This window comes from Streptomyces sp. CC53, from assembly GCF_001865245.1.
Classification (GTDB): domain Bacteria; phylum Actinomycetota; class Actinomycetes; order Streptomycetales; family Streptomycetaceae; genus Streptomyces.
On record NZ_MKXB01000211.1, the window covers coordinates 1 to 21,744 of the forward strand.

Annotated in this window: 14 protein-coding genes; 11 read left to right on the plus strand and 3 right to left on the minus strand. The window is 75.1% G+C overall.

The window, feature by feature from the left end; genetic code table 11:
* The 3 genes from BJP40_RS28420 to BJP40_RS28430 all read left to right on the plus strand — a co-directional run.
* Positions 1–1,299 (plus strand): NuoM family protein (locus BJP40_RS28420; RefSeq protein WP_256220835.1); only part of this gene is annotated, 1,299 nt, incomplete at its 5' end.
* A 29-nt stretch (positions 1,300–1,328) separates the two neighbouring features.
* Positions 1,329–2,777, plus strand: a complete 1,449-nt coding sequence (locus BJP40_RS28425; protein WP_071283301.1) for an NADH-quinone oxidoreductase subunit N — start codon at positions 1,329–1,331, stop codon at positions 2,775–2,777.
* 655 nt (positions 2,778–3,432) lie between these two features.
* On the plus strand, positions 3,433–4,878 hold the full coding sequence (locus BJP40_RS28430; protein WP_071269421.1) for a glyceraldehyde-3-phosphate dehydrogenase: 1,446 nt from the start codon (positions 3,433–3,435) through the stop codon (positions 4,876–4,878).
* A 106-nt stretch (positions 4,879–4,984) separates the two neighbouring features.
* On the opposite strand, the gene BJP40_RS28435 is transcribed toward BJP40_RS28430, so the two are convergent.
* On the minus strand, positions 4,985–5,242 hold the full coding sequence (locus tag BJP40_RS28435) for a LapA family protein (RefSeq protein ID WP_071267810.1): 258 nt from the start codon (positions 5,240–5,242) through the stop codon (positions 4,985–4,987).
* A gap of 232 nt (positions 5,243–5,474) precedes the next feature.
* Here BJP40_RS28435 and BJP40_RS28440 point away from each other — a divergent pair, with 232 nt between their 5' ends.
* The 3 genes from BJP40_RS28440 (at position 5,475) to BJP40_RS36000 (ending at position 11,411) form a co-directional block, all read left to right on the plus strand.
* Positions 5,475–6,035 (plus strand): GNAT family N-acetyltransferase, encoded by a 561-nt coding sequence (locus BJP40_RS28440; protein ID WP_071267812.1) that lies wholly within the window; start codon positions 5,475–5,477, stop codon positions 6,033–6,035.
* 364 nt (positions 6,036–6,399) lie between these two features.
* On the plus strand, positions 6,400–8,574 hold the full coding sequence (locus BJP40_RS28445; protein WP_079169146.1) for a SpoIIE family protein phosphatase: 2,175 nt from the start codon (positions 6,400–6,402) through the stop codon (positions 8,572–8,574).
* On the plus strand, positions 8,559–11,411 hold the full coding sequence (locus tag BJP40_RS36000) for a SpoIIE family protein phosphatase (protein ID WP_226962346.1): 2,853 nt from the start codon (positions 8,559–8,561) through the stop codon (positions 11,409–11,411). Before BJP40_RS28445 ends, BJP40_RS36000 begins: the two co-directional genes overlap by 16 nt.
* A 235-nt stretch (positions 11,412–11,646) precedes the next feature.
* Here BJP40_RS36000 and BJP40_RS28455 read toward each other — a convergent pair whose 3' ends face one another.
* Positions 11,647–11,847: a DUF6381 family protein gene (locus BJP40_RS28455; RefSeq protein ID WP_071283280.1), complete on the minus strand. Its 201-nt coding sequence runs from the start codon at positions 11,845–11,847 to the stop codon at positions 11,647–11,649.
* A 235-nt stretch (positions 11,848–12,082) separates the two neighbouring features.
* Here BJP40_RS28455 and BJP40_RS28460 point away from each other — a divergent pair, with 235 nt between their 5' ends.
* From BJP40_RS28460 to BJP40_RS28480, 5 genes are all read left to right on the plus strand, one after another.
* The gene (locus BJP40_RS28460; protein ID WP_071267816.1) at positions 12,083–13,249 is read left to right on the plus strand and encodes a PP2C family protein-serine/threonine phosphatase; all 1,167 of its coding nucleotides are present in this window, start codon (positions 12,083–12,085) and stop codon (positions 13,247–13,249) included.
* Between the two features lie 211 nt (positions 13,250–13,460).
* Positions 13,461–17,030, plus strand: coding sequence for a sodium/proline symporter PutP (putP, locus tag BJP40_RS28465; protein ID WP_071283281.1), 3,570 nt, complete (start codon positions 13,461–13,463; stop codon positions 17,028–17,030).
* 463 nt (positions 17,031–17,493) lie between these two features.
* A complete protein-coding gene (gene uppS / locus BJP40_RS28470) occupies positions 17,494–18,180 on the plus strand; it encodes a polyprenyl diphosphate synthase (protein ID WP_071283282.1) in 687 nt (228 codons plus the stop codon).
* Positions 18,177–19,682 carry an oxygenase MpaB family protein gene (locus BJP40_RS28475; RefSeq protein ID WP_071283283.1) on the plus strand — a complete coding sequence of 502 codons (1,506 nt, stop codon included), beginning with the start codon at positions 18,177–18,179 and terminating at the stop codon, positions 19,680–19,682. Before uppS ends, BJP40_RS28475 begins: the two co-directional genes overlap by 4 nt.
* A gap of 88 nt (positions 19,683–19,770) precedes the next feature.
* Positions 19,771–20,475, plus strand: coding sequence for a hypothetical protein (locus tag BJP40_RS28480; protein WP_071283284.1), 705 nt, complete (start codon positions 19,771–19,773; stop codon positions 20,473–20,475).
* On the opposite strand, the gene BJP40_RS28485 is transcribed toward BJP40_RS28480, so the two are convergent.
* Positions 20,459–21,628 carry a GDSL-type esterase/lipase family protein gene (locus BJP40_RS28485; protein WP_071283285.1) on the minus strand — a complete coding sequence of 390 codons (1,170 nt, stop codon included), beginning with the start codon at positions 21,626–21,628 and terminating at the stop codon, positions 20,459–20,461. The genes BJP40_RS28480 and BJP40_RS28485 overlap by 17 nt on opposite strands.
* Positions 21,629–21,744 lie beyond the last annotated feature (116 nt).

Sequence of the window (21,744 nt, forward strand, 5' to 3'; positions counted from 1 at the left end):
GGTCCGGGCCAAGGCGGCGACGGCAGCAGCGGAAGCGGCGGGCGGGGCGGCCGCGAAGAGACCGGTGACGGCACCGGCCACGACGGACGCGGCTCCTCGGACGGCGGCGGCCGGGGGAACGGCCACGGCGGCGACACGCCGGAGGGACGCAGCGGCCACCCGGGGCACCACGGCCACGGGGAGGCTCCTGCCGGGCGGCCGATGGCCGAGGTCGGGGACGACCGGGACGGCCTCGCGCTGGACCGGCTGCACGTCACACGGGCGGCGGCGCTGAAGTTCTTCCTGTACACGTTCACCGGTTCCCTCGCGCTGCTGCTGGGGTTCATCGGCATGTACCTGGCCGCCGAGCCGCACACCTTCGACATGGCCGACCTGGCCCGGGCCGACCCGCTGGCCGGCCGCGGGGCGTACGCGGGTCTGGTGCTGCTGGCGCTGGGCTTCGGGTTGGCGGTCAAGACGCCGACGGTGCCGTTCCACACGTGGCTGCCGCCCGCGCACACGGAGGCACCGGCCGCCGGGTCGGCGATCCTGGCGGGGGTGCTGCTGAAGATGGGGACGTACGGCTTCGTGCGGATCGCGATGCCGCTGCTGCCGGGGAGCTGGCGCCGGTACGCGCTGGTGTTCATCGTGGTCGGTGCCGTGTCGGCCGTGTACGGGGCGCTGGTGGCGCTCGCGCAGACCGACTTCAAGCGCATGGTGGCGTACACGTCCGTCAACCACATGGGGTACGTCGTGCTCGCCGTCGGCGCGGCCGGGGTCCTCGCCGGCACCGACGCCCAGGCGCGGTCGCTGGCCGTGACGGGCGCCGTGACGCAGATGGTCAGTCACGGACTGCTGACCGGCGCGCTGTTCCTGCTGTCCGGGGTGCTCTACGACCGGGCCGGGACGTACGCCATCGACGCGTACGGGGGCCTGGCCGGCCCGGCGCCGCGGTTCGCCGCGCTGACCGCGGTCGGCGCCTTCGCCAGTCTCGGCATCCCGGGGTTCTCCGGGTTCGTCGCGGAGTTCCAGATCTTCGCCGGCAGTCTGGCGTCGCAGGCGGTGGCGACGGCGATCGCCCTGACGGGGATCCTGCTGACGGCGGCGCTGTTCCTGCGGGCCCTGGGCTGCATGCTGCTGGGGCCCGCGCGGCTGCCCGGCGGGGTGCGCACGGGCGGCTTCCGCGATCTGGCCGCCGCGGAAACGGCCGCAGTGGGGCCGCTGCTGCTGGCCGCACTGGTCATCGGGGTCGCCCCGCGCTTCCTCCTGGACGTCATCGAGCCGGCGGGCCGCGCCCTCGTGGGGCTGGTCGCCCGGTGACCGGGGACCTGGCCGTCCTGCTTCCCGAGATGGCCCTCGCGGGAGCCGCCGTGACGGGCCTGCTCGCCGGCTCGTGGCTACCGCGCCACCGGCAGTGGGCCGTCGGCGCGCTGGCGGCGCTCGCCTGCACGGCGGGTCTCGTCGCGGCGGTCGCCGCCTGGCCGACGGGGGCGGCGGCGACCGCCGGGCCCGGGGAGTCCGGTGCGGGCGCCGCGGCCTCCGACGGGGTCCGTACGGCGTTCTCCGCCGCGTTCACCGCGGACACGGCGACCGGCGCCGGCCGGGTCGTCGTCCTCGGGGCGCTGCTCCTCGTGCTGGCCATGTCGGCGGGCGCGGTGCGCGGCGACCGGCGCGAGAGCGAGTACACCGTGCTGCTGCTCCTCAGCGGCCTCGGCACCCTCACCATGGTGGGCGCGGGGGACCTGCTGACGCTGTTCGCCGGCTACCTGCTCGCGAGCGTGCCCGCCTACGCCCTGGCCGGGTTCGCCAAGGACGCGCCGGGCACCGAGGCGGCCCTGAAGTACTACCTGATGGGCGCGCTGCTGGGGGTCGTGATGCTGGCCGGGGCGGCGGTCCTGTACGGGGCCGGCGGGTCCACCGCGTACCGGGAGCTGCGCGGGACGCTGGGGGACGCGCCGTACGGGCCGGTCGCGGTCGGGCTCGTCGCGGTACTGGCCGGGCTGCTGTTCAAGGCGGGCGGCGTGCCGGGGCACTTCTGGCTGCCCGACACCGCCGAGGGGGCGCCGCCCGCTGTGGCCGCGTACGTGACCACGCTGCCGAAGGCCGGCGGCCTGATCGCCGCGTACCGAGTGCTGCACGACGCCCTGCCGGCGTCGGCGACCGGTGTGGACTGGACGGCGCTGGTGGCCGTGCTGGCCGCCGCCTCGATGACGCTGGGCAACCTGGCGGCGTTCTTCCAGACGTCGGTGCGGCGGCTGCTCGCGTACTCCGCGATCAGCCAGGCCGGCTACCTGCTGGTGGCCGTGGCGATGGCCGGGCGCAGCGGGCAGGCCCGGACGGCGCTGCTGTTCTACCTGGGGGCGTACGCCGTGACGAACCTCGGCGCGTTCGCCGTGGTCGCGGCGCTGCCCCGGGCGCGGATCCTGGAGGACTACCGCGGCCTCGCCGGGCGGAGCCCCCTGCTCGCGGCGGTGCTCGTGGTGTGCCTGCTCGGCCTGGTGGGCACGCCGCCCACCGGGGTCTTCCTCGGCAAGCTGCTGGTCTTCGGGGCGGCGGTGGACGGCGGCTACGCGTGGCTCGCCGCGCTCGCCGTCGCCAACACCGTCGCGTCGCTGTTCTACTACCTGCGCTGGCTCGGCCCGCTCTTCCGGCCCGCCGCGGCCGGACCTCCCGTGCAGGCCGTGGCGCGTCCCGACGCGTGGTGCGCCGGGACCGCGTACGCCGCGGCGGCCGCCTCCGTGCTGCTGGGCCTGGCGGGCGGGGCGGTGCTCGCTCCGCTCACGGCCGGCCCTGCGTGATCGGGCGCTCCGGTCTCCGTACTTTTACGGCAGTCCGTCACGGGCCCCGCCCGGCCCCGCTCCCCCGCACGTAGGCTCCGATCACTGATCCACGGGGGCGGGGGAAGGGCGTACGGGGTCGGCGTGCCCGTGACGGGGCTCGTCGGCCTGCCGGTCCGGGCGCGGCGCGAGGGCGGCCGCCTTCGGGCACCGTACCGCCCGGTGCGCGCTCCGGCGGGAACGGGGGTTCCGCCGGACCGCCCCTCCTGCGCGACGGCCCCTCCCCGGCGGCGCTCCGCTCGCCCGGATGCCGCCGGTGCAGCGCCGTCGCGCCCACCCGCCGTCGGTGGCGTGGCCTGCCCGTCCGCCTCGGCGCCCGGCCGTCGGCGGGCGGTGGTTCGTCGCTTCTCCGGCTGCCTTCTCACGGCCCCTCACGGCCTTCCCGTCGCCGTGTCGCGCACGGCCCCGCCGACCCTGGGCCGCTCCGCCGCGGTGCCTGTCCCCGCCTGCGGCGCGGCCTCCCCCGCCGTGGGGCCGCCGGGCAGCGGCGTGGGGGGCGAGGATCCGTTCTGCAGGGGATCGCCCTGATCCGGTGTCGCCGCCCCGGAGGCCCCCTGAAGGGGGGCGGAAGCGGGGGGTTAGCATATGAGCGCCTCCTAGCTCGAAAGATACGGTTGTGACTGTCAACGACGACTCGTTCACCATCTGGAAGAACCGCGAGGAGATCGCGGAGTCGATGATTCCGATCATCGGGAAGCTGCACCGGGAGCGGGACGTGACCGTCCTGCTGCACAGCCGCTCCCTGGTGAACAAATCGGTGGTCAGCATCCTCAAGACCCACCGGTTCGCCCGGCAGATAGCGGGCGAGGAGCTCTCCGTCACCGAGACGATGCCGTTCCTCCAGGCGCTCACCGCCCTGGACCTCGGACCGTCCCAGATCGACATCGGCATGCTCGCCGCGACCTACAAGGCCGACGACCGGGGCCTCTCGGTCGACGAGTTCACCGCCGAGGCCGTCGCCGGCGCCACCGGCGCCGACAAGATCGAGCGCCGCGAGCCGCGCGACGTGGTCCTCTACGGCTTCGGACGCATCGGGCGGCTCGTCGCCCGCCTCCTGATCGAGAAGGCCGGCTCCGGCAACGGCCTGCGGCTGCGCGCCATCGTCGTCCGCCGCGGCGGCGACCAGGACATCGTCAAGCGCGCCTCCCTGCTGCGCCGCGACTCGATCCACGGCCAGTTCAACGGCACGATCACCGTCGACGAGGCGAACAGCACGATCGTCGCCAACGGCAACACCATCAAGGTGATCTACGCCAACGACCCGTCGGAGGTCGACTACACGGCGTACGGCATCAAGGACGCCATCCTCATCGACAACACGGGCAGGTGGCGGGACCGCGAGGGCCTGTCGAAGCACCTGCGCCCCGGCGTGGACAAGGTCGTCCTCACCGCCCCGGGCAAGGGCGACGTGCCGAACATCGTCCACGGCGTGAACCACGACACGATCAAGCCGGACGAGCAGGTGCTGTCCTGCGCCTCCTGCACCACCAACGCGATCGTGCCGCCGCTGAAGGCGATGGACGACGAGTTCGGCGTGCTGCGCGGCCACGTGGAGACCGTCCACTCGTTCACCAACGACCAGAACCTGCTGGACAACTACCACAAGGCCGACCGCCGCGGCCGCTCCGCGCCGCTCAACATGGTCATCACCGAGACCGGTGCGGCCTCCGCCGTCGCCAAGGCGCTGCCCGGCCTCAAGGCGCCCATCACCGGCAGCTCGATCCGCGTCCCCGTGCCGGACGTCTCGATCGCGATCCTCAGCCTCCGGCTCGGCCGTGAGACCACGCGCGAGGAGGTCCTCGACTACCTCCGCAACGTGTCGCTGACCTCGCCGCTGAAGCGCCAGATCGACTTCACCACCGCCCCCGACGCGGTCTCCAGCGACTTCATCGGCTCCCGCCACGCGTCGATCGTCGACGCCGGCGCCACCAAGGTCGACGGCGACAACGCGATCCTCTACCTCTGGTACGACAACGAGTTCGGCTACTCGTGCCAGGTCATCCGGGTCGTCCAGCACGTCTCCGGTGTGGAGTACCCGACCTACCCGGCCCCCGCGGTCTGACCCGCCGCCCGCCGCGTACGCGCCCGCCCTCGGTCAGGGGCGGGCGCGTCCGTCTTCTCCCGCGTGCCGCCGCCCTCCCCCGCGCGTACCGCCGCGGGCGGGTGCGTCACCGGCCCCGGCCGCGGATGAGCAGTGCCCCGCACAGGCCGCCGATCACGAACATGATGAGCAGCGCCAGGTAGAGCGGCATGGTGACGACGGGGATCAGCAGCCTGATCTCCACCTCGCGGGTGTTCTCGACGATCAGCACGACGGCGAGGACGGCGAGGACGGCCGCCGTGATCCGGGACGGTGTCATCGCCGGAGCTCGGCCGCCGCGCTTCCGGCCGCCGCTTCCGGACCTGTGGGTGTCTCGCGGGCTCATGCCCCCAGCATCGGGCGGCCGCGGCTGCGCCGCCGCACCGGACTGCGCCGTCCGGGTGACCGATACCGCCGCACAGGGAGCAGGGCCGACCGGGCACCTCGCACGGGACACCCGCCCCCTGACCGAACCGGCCTGGCGCCTCCCCCGGGCCCCTGCACCACGGCACGTTCCCCGGAGGCGGGGCGCGCCAATTCGATGGCGCCGTCCGGCTCCGCCACCGAGACTGGCCGGCATGCGGACCTTCCTGGAGACCGGGCGCCTCGTCCTGCGCCCCTTCACCGACGCCGACGCCGCGCACGTCTACGCGCTCCACAACGACCCCGACGTCATGCGTTTCATCAACGGGGGCCGGCCGACGAGCCGCGCGACGGTCCTGGAGCAGACCATGCCCGCACTGCTGCGCGACGGTCCCGAGCTCGGTGGCCGAAGTTACTGGGCCGCCGAGGAGAAGCAGGGCGGGGCCTTCGTCGGCTGGTTCGAGTTCCGGCCCCTGGACGACCGCGACGCCACCGCCGTCGAGCTCGGCTACCGCCTGACGCGGGCGTCCTGGGGCCGGGGCTACGCCACGGAGGGCTCGCGCGCCCTGATCGGCAAAGGCTTCGGTGAGCTCGGCGTGGACCGCGTCACCGCCACCACCATGGCGGTGAACACGCGGTCCCGGCGCGTGATGGAGAAGTGCGGCCTGTCCTGCCTCCGCCACTTCACCGAGGACTGGCCGGACCCCATCGAGGGGTCCGAGCACGGCGAGGTCGAGTACGAGCTGCTCCGCGCGGACCGGGAGGCCGGCCGGTAGCCCGGCCGCGCCGCCGGGCCGCCCGCCGCTCCTCCTCATCGACCCGGTGCACCCCGGCCCCGCGGACTCCCGCGCCGCGTACCGGAAGCGCTCCTCCGGGTCGACCACACGCCCCCGACCCGCGGGGTCTCGCCGGGGTCGGCGCGCCGGCGCCGTCGGACGGGGTTCGCGCCGGGGTGGAGGCGGTCCGGTGTGGCCACCGCACGGTCCGGCGGTGCGCCGCCCCCGGCGCCTGACCGCTCCGTCGGGGCCTGGCGGCGCTCCGATGGCCCTCCCGGACGGCTCGGATACGCTGGTGGATGAGCAGCTTCACCACGGTGAGCTTCCTTGCCAGGGCGCTAGGCCCCGGGGTTAGGGCGCCGCGTTGGACGGACACGAGTCGACGAGCGAGGTACGGAACCGGCCGCCCGGCCCGGCGGCGGGGCGCGCGAGCGTGCTGCGGGAGCTGCTGCCGATCGCGCTGTGGCGGACGGACGCCGACGGCCGGGTCGTCGAATGGTCACCGGCCGCCGGTGCTGTGCTCGGTCACCCGCCAGACTCCGTGCTCGGCCAGGAGGTGCTCTCCCGCCTGATCACCGGAACCGACCGGCCGCTGGCCGAACGGCTCGCACGGCGGGCCCTGGCGGGCCAGTCGGTCGTCGGGACGCTGAGCGTGCGGCACCGCGACGGCCGTCCCGTGCCGATGGAGATGTGGATCTCCCCGGTGGCCGACCCGCAGGGCGGCACGGGCCTGCTGACCGTCGCCGTGGAGACCTCCGCCGTAGGGGCCATGAGGGACGCCCTGGCGGCCCTGGAGGGGCTGTTCACCCAGTCGCCCATCGGACTCGCCACCCTCGGCCCCGACCTGCGCTTCCTCCGCGTCAACGACGCACTCGCGCGGATGAACGGGGTCCCCGCCGAGGCCCACCTGGGCAGGCGCCTGACCGAGGTCGCCCCCGGGGTCAACGCCGACGTGCTGGAGAGGGCCATGCAGCGGGTACTCGACCGGGGTGAACCGATGGTCGACGTCCGGCGCACGGGCAGGACCCCCGCCGACCCCGACCACGACCGCACGTGGTCGTGCTCCTACGCCCCGCTCCTCGACGGGTCGGGAAGGAGGCTCGGCGTGATCGCCTCCCTCATCGACGTCACCGAGAAGCAGGAGGCGCAGGCCGAGGCGGAGCGGGCGCGGCAGCGCTTCGCCCTGCTGGCCGAGGCCGCGACGCGCATCGGGACGACGCTGGACCTGCGCCGCACCGCGGAGGAGGTCGTGGAGGTCCTCGTGCCCCGGCTGGGCGACTCGGCCGACGTGCAGTTGCTGGAGGCGGTCCTGCACCCCGACGAGACCACCGCGTCCACCAGGGGTGTGGTGCGCCGCGTGGCCGCCGAGTTCCGGTACCCCGCGCTGCCCACGGAGGACCTGGCGGTCGGGCTGACGTACCAGGTCCCGCTGGGATCGGTGTACGAGCGGGTCATCGCGGAGGGCCGGCCCATGAACCTGTACCTGGCGGACATTCCGGCGCTGTTCAGCGGCCCCGCCAGCGAGCGGCTGCGCGCGTACCTGCGGGAGCAGGTCGGCTGCGCGCGGCTGGTGCCGCTGGTGGCGCGCGGCACCGTGCTGGGGGCCGTGGTGGTGACCCGGACCCGCAGGCGGGAGCCGTTCGACGCGCAGGACCACGTGGTCATCGACGAGCTCGCCGCCCGCGCCGCCCTCAACATCGACAACGCCCGCCTGTACACCGCGCAGCGGGAGGCCGCCCTCACCCTGCAACGCAGCCTGGCCACCGGGGCCCTGCCGGAGGTGGCCGGCCTGGAGTTGGCCGGCCGGTACCTCCCCGCCAGCGACCACGAGGTGGGCGGGGACTGGTTCGACGTCATCCCGCTCCCGGGCGGCAGGACCGGACTGGTCATCGGGGACGTCATGGGGCACGGCATCCACGCCGCGGCCGTCATGGGGCAGTTGCGCACGGCCGTGCGGACGCTGGCCCGCCAGGACCTGCCGCCGGCCGCGTTGCTGACCGCCCTCGACGCGGCCGTGGCGGACCTCGGCGAGGACGAGATGGCGACCTGCGTCTACGCGGTCCACGACCCGGCCGCCGGCAGCTGTGTGGTCGCCAGGGCCGGCCACCCCCCACCGGCGGTGGTCCACGCCGAGGGGCGCGTCACCTACGTCGACGGCTCCCCGGGGACGCCGCTGGGCACGGGCGGCCACCACTTCACGGCGGAGCGGATCGACCTGCCGTCCAACTGCCTGCTCGTGCTGTACACCGACGGTCTCGTCGAGGCCCGCGACCGGGACTGGGACGAGGGGCTGCAACGGCTCTCCCGGGCCCTGCGGGACCTCGACCGCCCGCTGGACGACATCTGCGACGGTGTCCTGGGCCGCATGCTGCCCGCCGCGGCGCAGGACGACGTGGCCGTACTCCTCGCCAGGACGGCCGGTCCACCCGGCCCGCCCGCACCCGACCCCTCCCGGACGCCTACGGCCACCCGCGGGCGTTGCCCGGCCGAAGGCCCCGCCGGGACGGAGGAAGGAGCACCTCGATGGACGAGCCCATGACGACGTTCAACGAGAGCCCGGAGGACCCGTTCTCCGTGCGGCACGCGGCGTCGGCGGTCCTGGACGGCCGGGGACGCGTCGTCGGCTGGAGCGAGCAGGCGCACGCTCTCCTCGGCTACCCCGCGCAGGAGGCACTGGGGCGGTCCTCGGTCGGCTTCCTCGTCGACCCGGCCGACTACGACGTCGTCATGGAGGCGGTGTCGGTGTGCGTGCGCGACGCGGGGTGGTTCGGGATCGTGCCGGTCCGCCGCCGTGACGGCGGGCGGGTGGACCTCGGCTGCCGGGTGCGGCCCATCACGCGGGACGGCGACCCGCCCTGCGAGTGGTTCCTCGTCGGCGCGCCCGCGGCGGAGGTGGTGCAGTGGGAGACGGACAGGTCCGTCCTCGACGGGCTGTTCCGCCGCTCCCCCATCGGCCTCTCGGTGCACGCCACCGACCTGTCCATCCTGCGGGTGAACCGGGCCGTCGCGAACTTCAGCCGGATACCGGTCGAGCAGCACCGGGGGCAGCGCATCGGCCTGTACGTGGTGCCGCAGGACACCGAGACCGTGGAGCGGCAGCTGCGCGAGGTGCTGGAGACGGGCCGGTCGTCCATCTCCACCGAGCAGCCCTGCCGGCTGGCCCACGACCCGACCCGTGAACTGGTCGTGTCGGTCTCGGCGTTCCGCATGGAGGACCCCGCGGGGCGGGTCCTGGGCGTCACCCAGACCATCGAGGACGTGACCGAGCGGTACCGGGCCCGTTACCGGCTCGCCCTCCTCAACGAGGCCGGTGCCCGCATCGGGACCACGCTGGACGTGGCGAGGACGGCGCGGGAGCTCGCCGAGGTGGCGGCTCCCGGGCTCGCCGACTGCGCCTCCGTGGACCTGCTGGAGCAGGTCGTCCGGGGGGAGGAACCGGGGCGGCGGCTGCCTGCCGGCATCCACCGGGCGGCGGTGCGGTGCACGCCGCCGGACCCGCCCGGCGGGCCGGGCGCCATGTACCCGGCGGGCCACCGGGTGCCGGTGCCTCCGGACAGCCCGCAGGCGTGGTGCCTGGCCGAGCGGCGCCCCTTCCTCGACACCCGCCCGCACGGGACCGGCGCACCGGACGGACCCGGCCGGCCGGAGGGGACCACAGGGGCTCCCGGAGCCACGGCCGGTACGGGCGGTGCGCCCGGCCGCCCCGTCGATGCCGGCACGGGAGTCCGGGCCGGCTCACGGGACGCCACCGGTACGGACGGTGCCGAGGGCCGCCCCGGAGCCACGAGGTGGAGGAGCACCGCCGCCCGGGACGGCACCGACCGGCGAGGCGCCACCACGCGGGGCGGGACACCGCCGGCGGCCGGAGGACCCGCCCAGGGGGAAGCGGCCGCCGGACGGCGGGCGGCGCCGGGGGCAGCGGCCAGGACCGCGCCGGCAGTGGCCGGCGGGCCCGGTGAAGGCACCGCATCCGCGGGAGGAGCCCCGGACCCCTCCGCGACCGAACCCGCCCTGGACCCGGCGACCCACACCCTGATGGTGGTCCCGCTGGTGGCCCGCGGGCTCGTCCTGGGGCTGCTCAGCCTGTGGCGGTCCCGGCGGCTCGAACCGTTCGAGAAGGACGATGTCAAGGTGGCCGAGGAGTTCGCCTCCCGCGCGGCCGTCTGCATCGACAACGCCCGGCGCTACACGCAGCAGCACGACGCGGCGCTCACCCTCCAGCACAGCCTGCTGCCGCACGACGTGCCCCGGCACCCGGCGGTCGAGGTCGCGCACCGCTACCTGCCGGCCGACGCCGCCTCCGGAGTCGGCGGCGACTGGTTCGACGTGATCCCGCTGTCCGGGCTGCGGGTCGCCCTCGTGGTCGGCGACGTCGTCGGCCACGGCATCCACGCGGCGGCGACGATGGGCCGCCTCCGCACCGCCGTCCACACCCTCGCGCACCTGGACCTGACACCCGACGAGGTCCTCTCCCACCTCGACGACCTGGTGGACCGGCTGGCCGCCGAGCAGGAACCCGCGGGCGGGGCGGAACCGGGCGGCGCGCCCTCCCCGCAGGTGGTGGGAGCCACCTGCCTGTACGCGGTCTACGACCCGGTCTCGCGCCACTGCGCCCTGGCCCGCGCCGGCCACCCTCCGCCCGCAGTGGTGGAGCCGGACGGGGCGGTCCGGTTCCTCGACCTGCCGGCGGGGCCGCCGCTCGGCCTCGGCGGGCTGCCGTTCGAGTCCGCCGAACTGACCCTGGCCGAGGGAAGCGTCCTCGCGCTGTACACCGACGGCCTCGTCCACGCACGCACCCGGGACGTCGACGAAAGCCTGGAGGACCTGCGCGGGGCGCTGGCCGGTGCGGCCCGGCCGCTGGAGGAGGTCTGCGCGGGGGTGGAGGACAGGCTGCTGCACGACCACGCGACGGACGAGGTCGCCGACGACGCGGCGCTGCTCCTCTCCCGCACCCGCGTGCTGCCCGCGGAGCAGGTGGCCACGTGGCAGCTGCCGATGGCGGACACCGCACCCGCGGACGCGCGCTCGCTGACGGCGTCGCAGCTGGCCCGGTGGGACCTCGCCGACATGGCCTTCACCACGGAGCTCATCGTCAGCGAGCTGGTCACGAACGCCTTCCGGTACGGCGAGGGGCCCATCACCCTGCGCCTCATCCGCGACCGGGTCCTGATCTGCGAGGTGTCCGACACCAGCAGCACGGCGCCGCACCTGCGCCGGGCGCGGAGCACCGACGAGGGCGGCCGCGGTCTCTTCCTGATCGCCCAGCTCACGGAACGCTGGGGCACCCGGTACGGCCGGGACGGCAAGACGATCTGGACGGAGCAGCCGCTGTCCGCGGCGGCGTCACCGGGCACCACGCCGTGGCCCGCACCGTGACGCCGGTGCGCGGCGGGCCGGGCCTCCCGTCACGGGCGGCCCGCAACGGCACGCCCTGCCGGGCACCAGCGCACCCGTCACCGCGCGGGCGGGCAGAGAAGCCCTGCCGGGCACCGGGGAGGCGGCGGGGCGGCGCTCCACTGCCCCCCTGTCCGTACCCGGCCGGGGGCTTGCGGCGACGCCGCGCCGGCCGGGCGCGCGGCGGGGCGCGACCGGCCGACGCGGTGGAGTGCGGCTACGGGAGGGGTTCGATGTCCCCCGCCGCCATGCCGCTCTCCTGCTCGCTCCGGGCCCGCAGCCGCTGGGCCTTCTCCTTCAACCGGTCGCGCTCTTGCGCGTCGTCAGCGCGCTCCGCGGCCTGGTCCAGCTCCTGCGCCTTCTCCCGCATGTGCTGGAGCCGGCCCCGGAACTCGTCGGGAATCCTCGCATCGCTCATGGCCTGGCCACTCCTCCCGGACCTGCCGTGCTCTTCGGGGCGGCACGGCGACGCACCACCAGCGAAGCAGCCGCCCGCGGACAGCGCATCCCGGAGCGGCGGACCGCTCCCGGGGCGCCCGTGCCCGCCCCGGACCGGCGGCGCGGGAGGGCACGCCGGGACGACCGGCCGGGCCGAGGGTCCCTTCCCTCCCCGACGACTGGAAACCCCCGCGCCGGCGAGGCAGGCTGAACGCATGCGGTCGCTCATCCGCTCCACCGCCCCGGCGGCAGCGGACGGTCACAGCCCCGTGCTCTTCCGACTCGCGCAGGTCGTGCCCTTCGCGATCGTCCTGCTCGGGCTGGGCATCGAGCTGTCACCCGCGCACTTTCTGTACACCGGTCCGCTCCTCACGGCGATGCCGGCACTGGCGTCGCTGACGATGGGGCCGCGGGGCACCCTGTCCGCCGCAGCCGCCGCGCTGTCCGTCACCGTGATCAGCGCTTCGCTGCACGGCTCGTGGGGCGATACGCAGGTGTACAGCAACCTGCTGGGGCTGTTCGTGGTGTCCGTGGCGAGCGTGACCACGAGCAGCACCGTGCGGGCGCGCCGGCAGAGCGAACTGGACCAGGTCCGCCGGATCGCCGTGGCGGCGCAGGAGGTGATCCTCCGGCCCGTACCGCAGCGGCTGGGCTCGTTGGAGGCCGCCAGCGTGTACCTCGCGGCGGAGAGCGGCGCGCAGATCGGCGGCGACCTGTACGAGGCGGTGCACACCCGCTTCGGGGTCAGGATGATCGTGGGCGACGTCCGCGGCAAGGGCCTGCCGGCCGTGCGCGCGGCGGCGGCGGTGCTGGGCGCGTTCCGGGAGGCCGCCCACTACGAGGACGATCTCGTCGAGGTCATGAACCACTGCGCCGCGGCCCTCCGCCGGGAGGGCACCGCCGCGGACTCCGCCGGGACGGGGAACGAGGACGACGCCGAGAGCTTCGTCACCGCGTTGCTGGCGCAGGTGCCGGACGGCCACGTGGTACACGTGGTCAACCGCGGCCACCCGCCGCCGCTGCTGCTGAGCCTGGGCACCGCCCGGGAGCTGCTGCCCGCCTGCCCCTTGCCGCCCCTGGGCCTGGAGGACCTCGTCGCCGTGCCGCCGGTCGAGCCCGACAGTTACGCGTTCGCGCCCGGTGACCGGCTGCTGCTGCACACGGACGGGGTGAACGAGGCCCGGGACGCGGCCAGCCGGTTCTTCCCGGTGTCCGAGGCCGTGGAGGCGGTGCGGACGACGTGCACGCCGCCGCAGTTCCTTGAGGCGCTGCACCTGGCGCTGACCCGCCACACGGGAGGCCGGCTGGCCGACGACGTGGCGATGCTCGTCGTCGACCGGCTCGGCGGCGCGGCGGACGAAAGCGCCGGAGACGCCCCATGAGCTGCCTGCGCCGGTCCGGCCGTGCCGGCCCGCCCACCGCGCCCCGATGCCGCCGGGGCGGGCGTACGGCCGGGCAACTGCGAGCGGTGCCGGCTGCCCCTGCTCCCGCCCCGCCCCCGGGCGGGGACGCCGGCCCGTGCGCCCGGCCGCGGCCGGGCCCCCGTGGGGGGCGCGGTGAGCGCGGCGCACCCGTCGTCCCGGCGAGGCGGCCATGTTCGACCTGAGCGCGCCGATCCTCGTCACGTTCGTCCTCTACGTGGGCGCCATGATCGGCGTCGGCGTGTGGGCGTACACGCGGACGCGGACCTTCAACGACTTCGCCCTGGGCGGGCGCCGTCTCAGCGCTCCGGTGGCCGCCCTGTCGGCCGGGGCGAGCGACATGTCGGGCTGGCTGTTCCTCGCGCTCCCCGGGGCGGTGTACGCGGCCGGCATCGGCGCCGGCTGGATCGCCGTGGGTCTGGCGGTCGGCACGTACCTCAACTGGCGGTTCGTCGCGCCCCGGCTGCGCACCTACACGGAGCGGGCCGGGAACGCGGTGAGCCTCTCGGCGTACCTGGAGGAGCGGTTCGAGGACCGCACCCGGCTGCTGCGGACGGTGTCCGCGGCGGTCACCGTCGCGTTCTTCACGGTGTACCTCGCCAGCGGCCTGGTGGCCGGCGGACTGCTGTTCGAGTACGTGTTCGACGTCGATTTCGCCCTGGCGGTGGTCCTGACCGCCCTGGTCATCGCGATCTACTCGTGTCTCGGCGGTTTCCTCGCCGTGAGCCACACCCATGTGCTGCAGGGCCTGCTGATGCTGCTCGCCCTGCTGGTGCTGCCCGTGGTCGGGGTGCGGGCCGTCGGTGGCTTCGACGCGCTGGGCGACGCGCTGGACGTCAGGTCGCCCGCCCTGCTGGACCCGGGCTCCCAGGCGGTCCTCGGGGACGGCGGCTGGTCCTCGGGCGGCCCGCTGGGCGCCGTCGCCATCGTCTCCCTGCTCGCCTGGGGCCTCGGATACTTCGGTCAGCCGCACATCCTGGCCCGCTTCATGGGCATCCGCAGCACCCGGGCCATCCCCGCGGCACGGCGCATCGGCACGGCGTGGGTGCTGGCCGTACTCGCCGGGGCGACGCTGGTCGGGCTGGTCGGGATCGCCGGGTTCGGCGCCCCGCTCGACAACCCGGAGACGGTGTACCTCGCCCTGAGCCGGACCTTGCTCGATCCGTGGGTGGCAGGCGTGTTCCTGATCGCCGTCCTCGCCGCGGTGATCTCGACCGCGGACAGCCAGCTCCTCGTGTCGTCCGTGGCGCTCACCGAGGACTTCTACCGGGCGTTCCTGAAACGGGAGGCGTCGGACAGGGCCCTGGTGTGGGCGGGGCGCGGCTCGGTGCTGGCGGTGACGCTGATCGCCTGCGCGATCGCCCTGCGCGGCGACGGCCTCCTCGGCATCGTGGCCTACGCCTGGGCGGGCTTCGGGGCCGCCTTCGGTCCCGTCGTGCTGCTGTCGCTGTACTGGCCGCGCATGACGTGGGCGGGGGCCATGGCCGGCATCGTGTCGGGCGCGGCCACGGTGCTGTTCTGGGAGGAGCTCAACCCGCTGCTCGGGCCGCTGGAGTCGGGCATCTACGAGATGGTGCCGGGCGTGGTCGTCGCCACCGTCGCCGCCCTGGTCTTCGGCCGGTTCGTGGGTCGCCCGCCGCAGCGTGCCTTCTGGCGGATGCCGGGCGGTGGCGCGAGCCGCCTGATGCTGGCGCCGTTCCTCGCGCACGCGCCGGTGGGCATGGCGGTCCTGGACACCGACCTGCGGTACGTGTGGGTGAACGACCTGCTGGAGCGCCTGCTGCCGCTGGAGCGGCGACTGGGCCGCCAGGTGCGCGAGGTGCTGCCCGAGGAGGAGTCCCAGGCGTTCGAGGACCGGATGCGGAGGGTCCTGGAGACGGGCTCCCCCGTGCTGGACTTCGAGTTCCTCGGCCCCGACTACGAGGACCCGCGCAGGAAGCGCGCGTACTCGGCGTCGTTCTTCGGCATGCAGGACCGGCACGGCCGGTACGTGGGGATCTGGTACATGCTCATCGACGTCACGGAGCGCTGGCGCGCCCAGGAGCGGCTGGCGCTGCTGAGCGAGGCCGGCGCCCGGATCGGCCGCACCCTGGACGTGGCGCTGACCGCGCAGGAGCTCGCCGACGACACCGTGCCGCGCTTCGCGGACTACGCGGCCGTCGACCTCCTGGAACCCGTCCTGAGCGGCGAGGAGCCCCCACCCGGTCCGGTGGGCGGCACCCCGGCACTGGGCAGGGCGGGGCGGGCGTCCGTACGGGGGGAGGGGCCCGCCGCGGACCCGGCGGCGGGCGAGGCCGTGATCCGGGGGCCGTCGTCTCCGGTGGCACGCTGCCTGCTGGAGGGCAGGACCCTGGTGGAGGACGCGGCCGGCGGCCCGGTGGCCGGGGACCCGGCGCTGAGTGCCGTTCTGGACGGGTTCGGAGGCGCCGCGGTGATGGCGGTCCCGGTGAAGGCCCGGGGCGTCACCCTCGGCGCGGCCGTGTTCGTCCGGTCCCGGCGCCTGGGCCCGTACGAGGAGGACGACGTGCGCCTCGCGGAGGAGCTCGTCTCCCGGGCCGCGCTGTCCCTCGACAACGCGCGCCGCTTCAACCGGGAGCGCCACGCGGCACGCTCGATGCAGCGCTACCTGCTGCCGCAGGAGGTCGCGGGCGGGTCCGCGCTGGAGGTGGCGTCGTGGTACTACCCGGCGGACGCGCCGAGTGGGGTGGGCGGCGACTGGTTCGACGTGATCCCGCTGTCCGGGACGCGGGTGGCCCTCGTCGTCGGGGACGTGGTCGGCCACGGCATGAACGCCGCGGCGACGATGGGACGCCTGCGTACCGCGGTGCGCACGCTCGCCCATCTGGACCTGCCGCCGGACGAGTTGCTGGCCCGCCTGGACGATCTGGTCATCGGGCTCGTGGAGACGCACGACGGCGGCGAGGCCGCGGGTGCCGGGGAGCAGGAGGCGGGCGGCACCCTCCTGGGAGCGACGTGCCTGTACGCGGTGTACGACCCGGTCGGCCGGCACTGCACGCTGGCCCGGGCGGGCCACATGCCGCCCGTGGTCGCCGCCCCCGACGGGTCCGTGGACTTCGTGGACCTGCCCGCGGGGCCGCCGCTGGGCCTGGGATCGCTGCCCTTCGAGTCGGTGGAGCTGGAGCTCGCCGAGGGCAGTGTCATCGCGCTGTACACCGACGGCCTGATCGAGGCGTGCGACCGGGACGTCGACGTGGGCCTGTCCCGGCTGGTCGGCGGACTCGCCAGGCCGGGGGCGAGCCTGGAGGAGACCGGCGGCCGCGTCATCGACGCCCTGCTGACGGGTCCGCCGTCCGACGACGTGGCACTGCTGCTGGCCAGGACGCACGTCCTGGGCTCGGAGCAGGTGGCGTCCTGGGAGCTGCCGGTCGATCCGGCGGCCGTCGCCCGGGCCCGCAACCTGGCCTCCGAACAGGTGACGGCCTGGGGCATGGACGAGCTGTCGTTCACCACGGAACTGATCGTCAGCGAGCTGGTCACCAACGCCATCCGCCACGCGAGCGGCCCGGTCTGCCTGCGCGTCATCCGTGACCGCACCCTGATCTGCGAGGTGACCGACGCCAGCAGCACGGCGCCGCGGCTGCGGCACGCCCGCACCACGGACGAGGGCGGACGCGGCCTGTTCATCGTCGCCCAGCTCGCCCGGCGCTGGGGCACCCGCTACACCCGGGGCGGCAAGGTCATCTGGACGGAGCAGCCCCTGCCCGGCGGCCCCGCCGGCTGAACCGCCGCCCGCGGCCCGTCGCCACGGCCGGTCCGTCCCGGCCGAGTCGGACGAGCCGGATGAGTCGGACAGTCGGATGAGTCGGGCGAGAGCGCTGTCCCGGGCGTGGCCGAACATCGACTCGGACGTACGCACCAAGGGTGACAGGAGCCCCGTATCGGCCCGCCGGCTCCTCTCCATGCTGCCAGAATCCGGGCAGGCGGCGCGCCGGCGGGGGCGCGGGCGAGGCTGAGGCGGGGGAAGCAGGGTGGGCGTGACCGAGCGCGGCAGGACCGGTCCTACGGCTCCGGGCGACGCGGCTCCGGGAGCGGAGGACGGCAACGGCCCGGGTGTAGGAAGCACCGTGGCCGCGGACCGGTTACGGCCGGGTGGGGAGCCGCACGGTATCGGGGCGGCCCGGAGCGACGGGGCGGAACGGGGTGACGGGGCAGGGCGCGCGGTCCCCCGCCACGTGGCGTGCGTGATGGACGGCAACGGCCGCTGGGCGCAGCGGCGTTCACTGCCGCGTACGGCGGGCCACCAGGCCGCCGAGGCCACCGTCATCGACATCATCGAGGCGGCCCGGTCCGCCGGGGTGGAGTGGCTCAGCCTGTACGCCTTCTCCACCGAGAACTGGAACCGGCCCGGCGCGGAGGTCGACTACCTGATGCGCCTGGTCCGGCGGGTCGTGCGGAAGCACGCGCCGCTGCTGCTCGCCCGCGGCATCCGCTGCCGCTTCCTCGGCGTGGCCGACCCGCGCATCCCCCGGGAGCTGGCCCAGGACTTCGACGACCTGGCGACGCTGACCTCGGGCAACCGGCAGATGACCCTGACCGTGGCCTTCGACCACGGCGGGCGCCGGGACATCGTGGAGGCCGCCCGCTCCCTCATCCGCAGCGGCACCCCCGCCGACGACGTGACGGAAGGGCTCTTCGCGGAGCACCTGCCGTTCCCCGACACCCCGGATGTGGACCTCGTGATCCGCACCTCGGGGGAGCAGCGGATCTCGAACTTCATGCTGTGGAAGGTGGCCTACGCCGAGTGGGTCTTCCCCGACGTGCTCTGGCCCGACTTCCGGGCCGCCGACTTCCTCGCCTGCCTGCACACCTACCGGCGCCGCGACCGCCGCTTCGGCGGGCTGCCGCACCCGACGAACGGAGACCAGCGATGACGACCGCAGCGAACGGCACGACCAGTGCGGACGCCGCGCACACCACCCACGAGACGCCCCTGTTCGGACCGGACTCGCAGTTCCAGGGGTTCTTCGACGACCCGCGCTGGGCGCTCGCCCTGGTGCGCGCGACCGTTCTGGAGGCGGCCCACCCGCAGATCGGCGCCGCCCTCGTCGACAACTCCACCTTCGTCACGCACCCTTGGCGCAGGCTTCGCAACACCTTCCTCAGCATGCGGCGCATGTTCCACACCGACCCCGCCGTCCGGGAGCGGGAGGCCGCCCGGCTGAACCGGCTGCACGCCCGCATGAGCGGCTCCGACGCCCGGGGCCGGGCCTATGACGCGATGGACCGGGCGACCCGGGCGTGGGTGGTCGCCACGCTCTTCGAGAGCGCGGTCACGATGTGCCGGCTGAGCGGCCAGCCGCTCGACCAGGTGACGATGGAGCAGATGTACGCGGAGTACCGCGCGTTCCTGGCGGCGCTCGACGGCGACGCCGGGGAACTCCCCGCGGACCTGCACGATTTCTGGCCGTACTTCGACCGGGTCGTCGAGCGTGAGCTGGAGAACACGGAGGCGGCCCGCGTCATCCTCTTCCGGCTCTTCGACCACCTGCCCGCCCCGGCACTGTTCGACGGCGCGCCGACGCTGTGGGCGGCGGGCCGGGCCGTCGCCGGTCCGGTGCTCGGTGCGATCACCGTCGCCTCCCTGCCGGAGGCGTACCGGCGCCGGGCCGGACTGCCGGAGACGCCCGGCACGGAGACCCTCATGCAGGGCGCCTACGTGGCCGCGGGACTGGCCCGGTTCCTGCCGGCGGGCTGGCTGGACGCCGAGACCCTCATCGACCTCCTCTCGCTCCCGGAAGGAAGCGACGACCCACGGTTCCGGTCCGTCACCGCCCTGCGGGACCGCGTCAAGCGGGCGTCGGCCCTGCTGCGGCTCCTCACCCCGCTGGGCGGCGCGCCCGAGCCGCACCCGGCGTCCACGGCGGGCACGGAGCACACCGCGGGCAGGGGCGAAGGCCGGCGCTCGGCGGAGGAGTTCTTCCGGCAGGTGCTGGACCAGACGGGCGACGGCCACCTCGACTGGCCCGACCTCGCCGCCATGGCCCGTGAGCTGTCCACCCGCCTCGACCTGGACGAACCGGAGGAGACCCGGCTCTACGACGCCTTCGCCGCCTGGTGGCGGGAGCTCCAGGCCGCCCTCGACACGGACGGCGACGGGCGCGTCAGCGCCGAGGAGTACGCCGCGGCCGTCCCCTCCCTCGCGGGGCCCGCTCTCATCCGCGTCGCCGAGGTGCTCTTCGACGTCACCGACAAGGACGGCAGCGGCACCATCGACGCGGACGAGTACCGGGCCCTGTTCCGGACCGCTTTCCACCGCGACCTCGCCGCCGGCGACGGGGCCTGCGGCCGGAGCGCGTTCGTCGGGGACTTCCTCGCCTTCATGTCCGCCCGCCGCACGAGCACGCCCTACGACCCGCTCCTCGCCGACGCCTGACGGGAGGGTCCGTGCCGGGTGGCGCCCGGGCGGGCCGTCCGGCTGGGCGTCCAGCACCCCGTCGCCGCCGGACGTGACGCCGTAGGCGGTGGTCGAGGGGGTCTCCTCGTCACCGCGACCGGAGGGGGGCGGAGGCCGCCGCCGCGAAGGGTCGGCGGCGGCCCGCGCGACCGGCCCACAGCGGCTCGCCGCCTTCGCGCACGACTGCCACGCGCTCCTCCGTCAGCTGGCGGCGCTGCCGCGTCGGCCGACCGCGCTGGTCAACGAGTACCACGGCCCGTTCGGGAACGACGTGGGCTGCCTGGCATCCGCAGGGATCACGCCTCAGGAGGCCAGGGTCCTGCGCTCGTGGCTGGCCAGGCGCAACTCCGTGGTGTCCGAGGGCGCGCGCGACTTCGGCTTCACCGCCGTCCCGCAGCACTTCGACGGGCACGGGTCGTGCAGCGATGCACCCTTCGTGCAGGGCCCCGGCGCCGAGGCGCCGCTGCATCCCACGATCGCCGGGGAACTCGCCCTCGCCCTCGCGGACCAGCAGGCGCTCACGGGCAGCCGCGCCGCCACGCCGCCGTCCGGCACTCCTCCACCGCCCTGGCGCCCCCGCGGCACGCGGCCCACCGCCCCTCCGGGCCCGACTGGCGGCCCGCGGCCTCCGGGCCCGTGGGCGCCCCTCGCGGCGGGTCCGGCCGTGCCGGGTGACGGCGTGGGCGGGCCGCGCCGTCACCCCGCACCTCGGCTGCGGGGCGCCGACTCACGGGACGGCGGAACGGGGTCCCCGATCAGTTCAGGGGGGTGATGCGCATCCGGCCGGGGTCTCCGCCGCCGAACCAGTCCTGGTCGCAGCGGTAGTGTCCCGGTGCGGTCGCCGCCATGAGTCCGAGGCAGGCGGCCAAGGCCCGCTGCCCGTAGGCGTTGGGGTGCAGGGACTCCTCCAGGGTGCCCTGGGTGTCGTGGTGGTCAAGGAAGCGGAACCACTCCGCCCGGGCGGCGTCGGGCCCGGAAGCACCCACCTGGGTGGTGCCGGCCGCGCACACCTCGTGTCCCGCCAGTGCATCGCGCAGGTCGAGGTACTCGGTGCCGCGGGCGGCGGCGACCGCCTTGAGCATGTCCCCGATCCGCGGGACGAGGGTGAACGCGGCCCAGTCGGCGTCGCGGTCGTTGAACGGGCAGCGGTCCTTGTACAGGCGGTCGGCGTCCCTCTTCGGCAGCCGGAAGGACTCACCGCCGGGCAGGGGCGAGGGGTAGGACTGGAGGACGAGCCGGTAGTCGGCGTCGGCGTAGCCCGCGTCGCGCATGGTGGCGCGGATGCCGTCGACGACGGCGGTGACCTCGGCCTGCACGGCCGGCAGCTTCTCCCGCACCGCGGCGTCCTGCTTTTTCCAGCACAACCGGGCGAAGTACCAGTCGTACGCGCAGTCGCCGATGATGCTGCCGAATCCGAGGTCGTTGCCGCCGACGGACAGCACGATCAGTGCGACCCGCTGGGACCGGGCGACCCCGGCGAGCTGGTCGGTCTGCGGTTCCTCGCCCGCCAGCGGCAGTCCGCCTCGGGCGGCGCTCAGGACGTGCACCGTCTCGGCGCCTGAGCAGGCCAGGTTGATGCGCTCGTCGAACCCGGCCAGTGGGGCGAGGGCGATCTCGGACACGTCGGAGCGGTGGCAGCCGCCGACGGCGGCGGTGCCGCCGTAGACGCGGGAGGGGTCGTAGCCGGAGCCGGTCCAGGCCCGGTCGGTGCCGTTGCGGGCGCCCTCGTACCGGTCGGTGTTGCCCAGCCAGCGGCCGGCCTCGCCGGAGATGAAGCTGTCGCCCATCGCGACGGCCACGCCCGGCCCCGGAGGCGGAGCTGCCGCGCGGGCGGCGCCTGCCGGCGCCGTGTGGAGTGTGGAGCCGAGCAGCACGGCGGTGAACAGCGCGAGCCCTCGGACGGCAGTATGCAGGGGGGTACGCATCAGGCGCAGGTCCCTTCGTCAGGTGGGCGGGGCCCCGCGACCGTGGCGCGTGGTCAGGGGGCGCCCGGGTCGGTGCGGGGCGGTCGCAGCCCCTGCTCCGGGTGGGTGGACAGAGG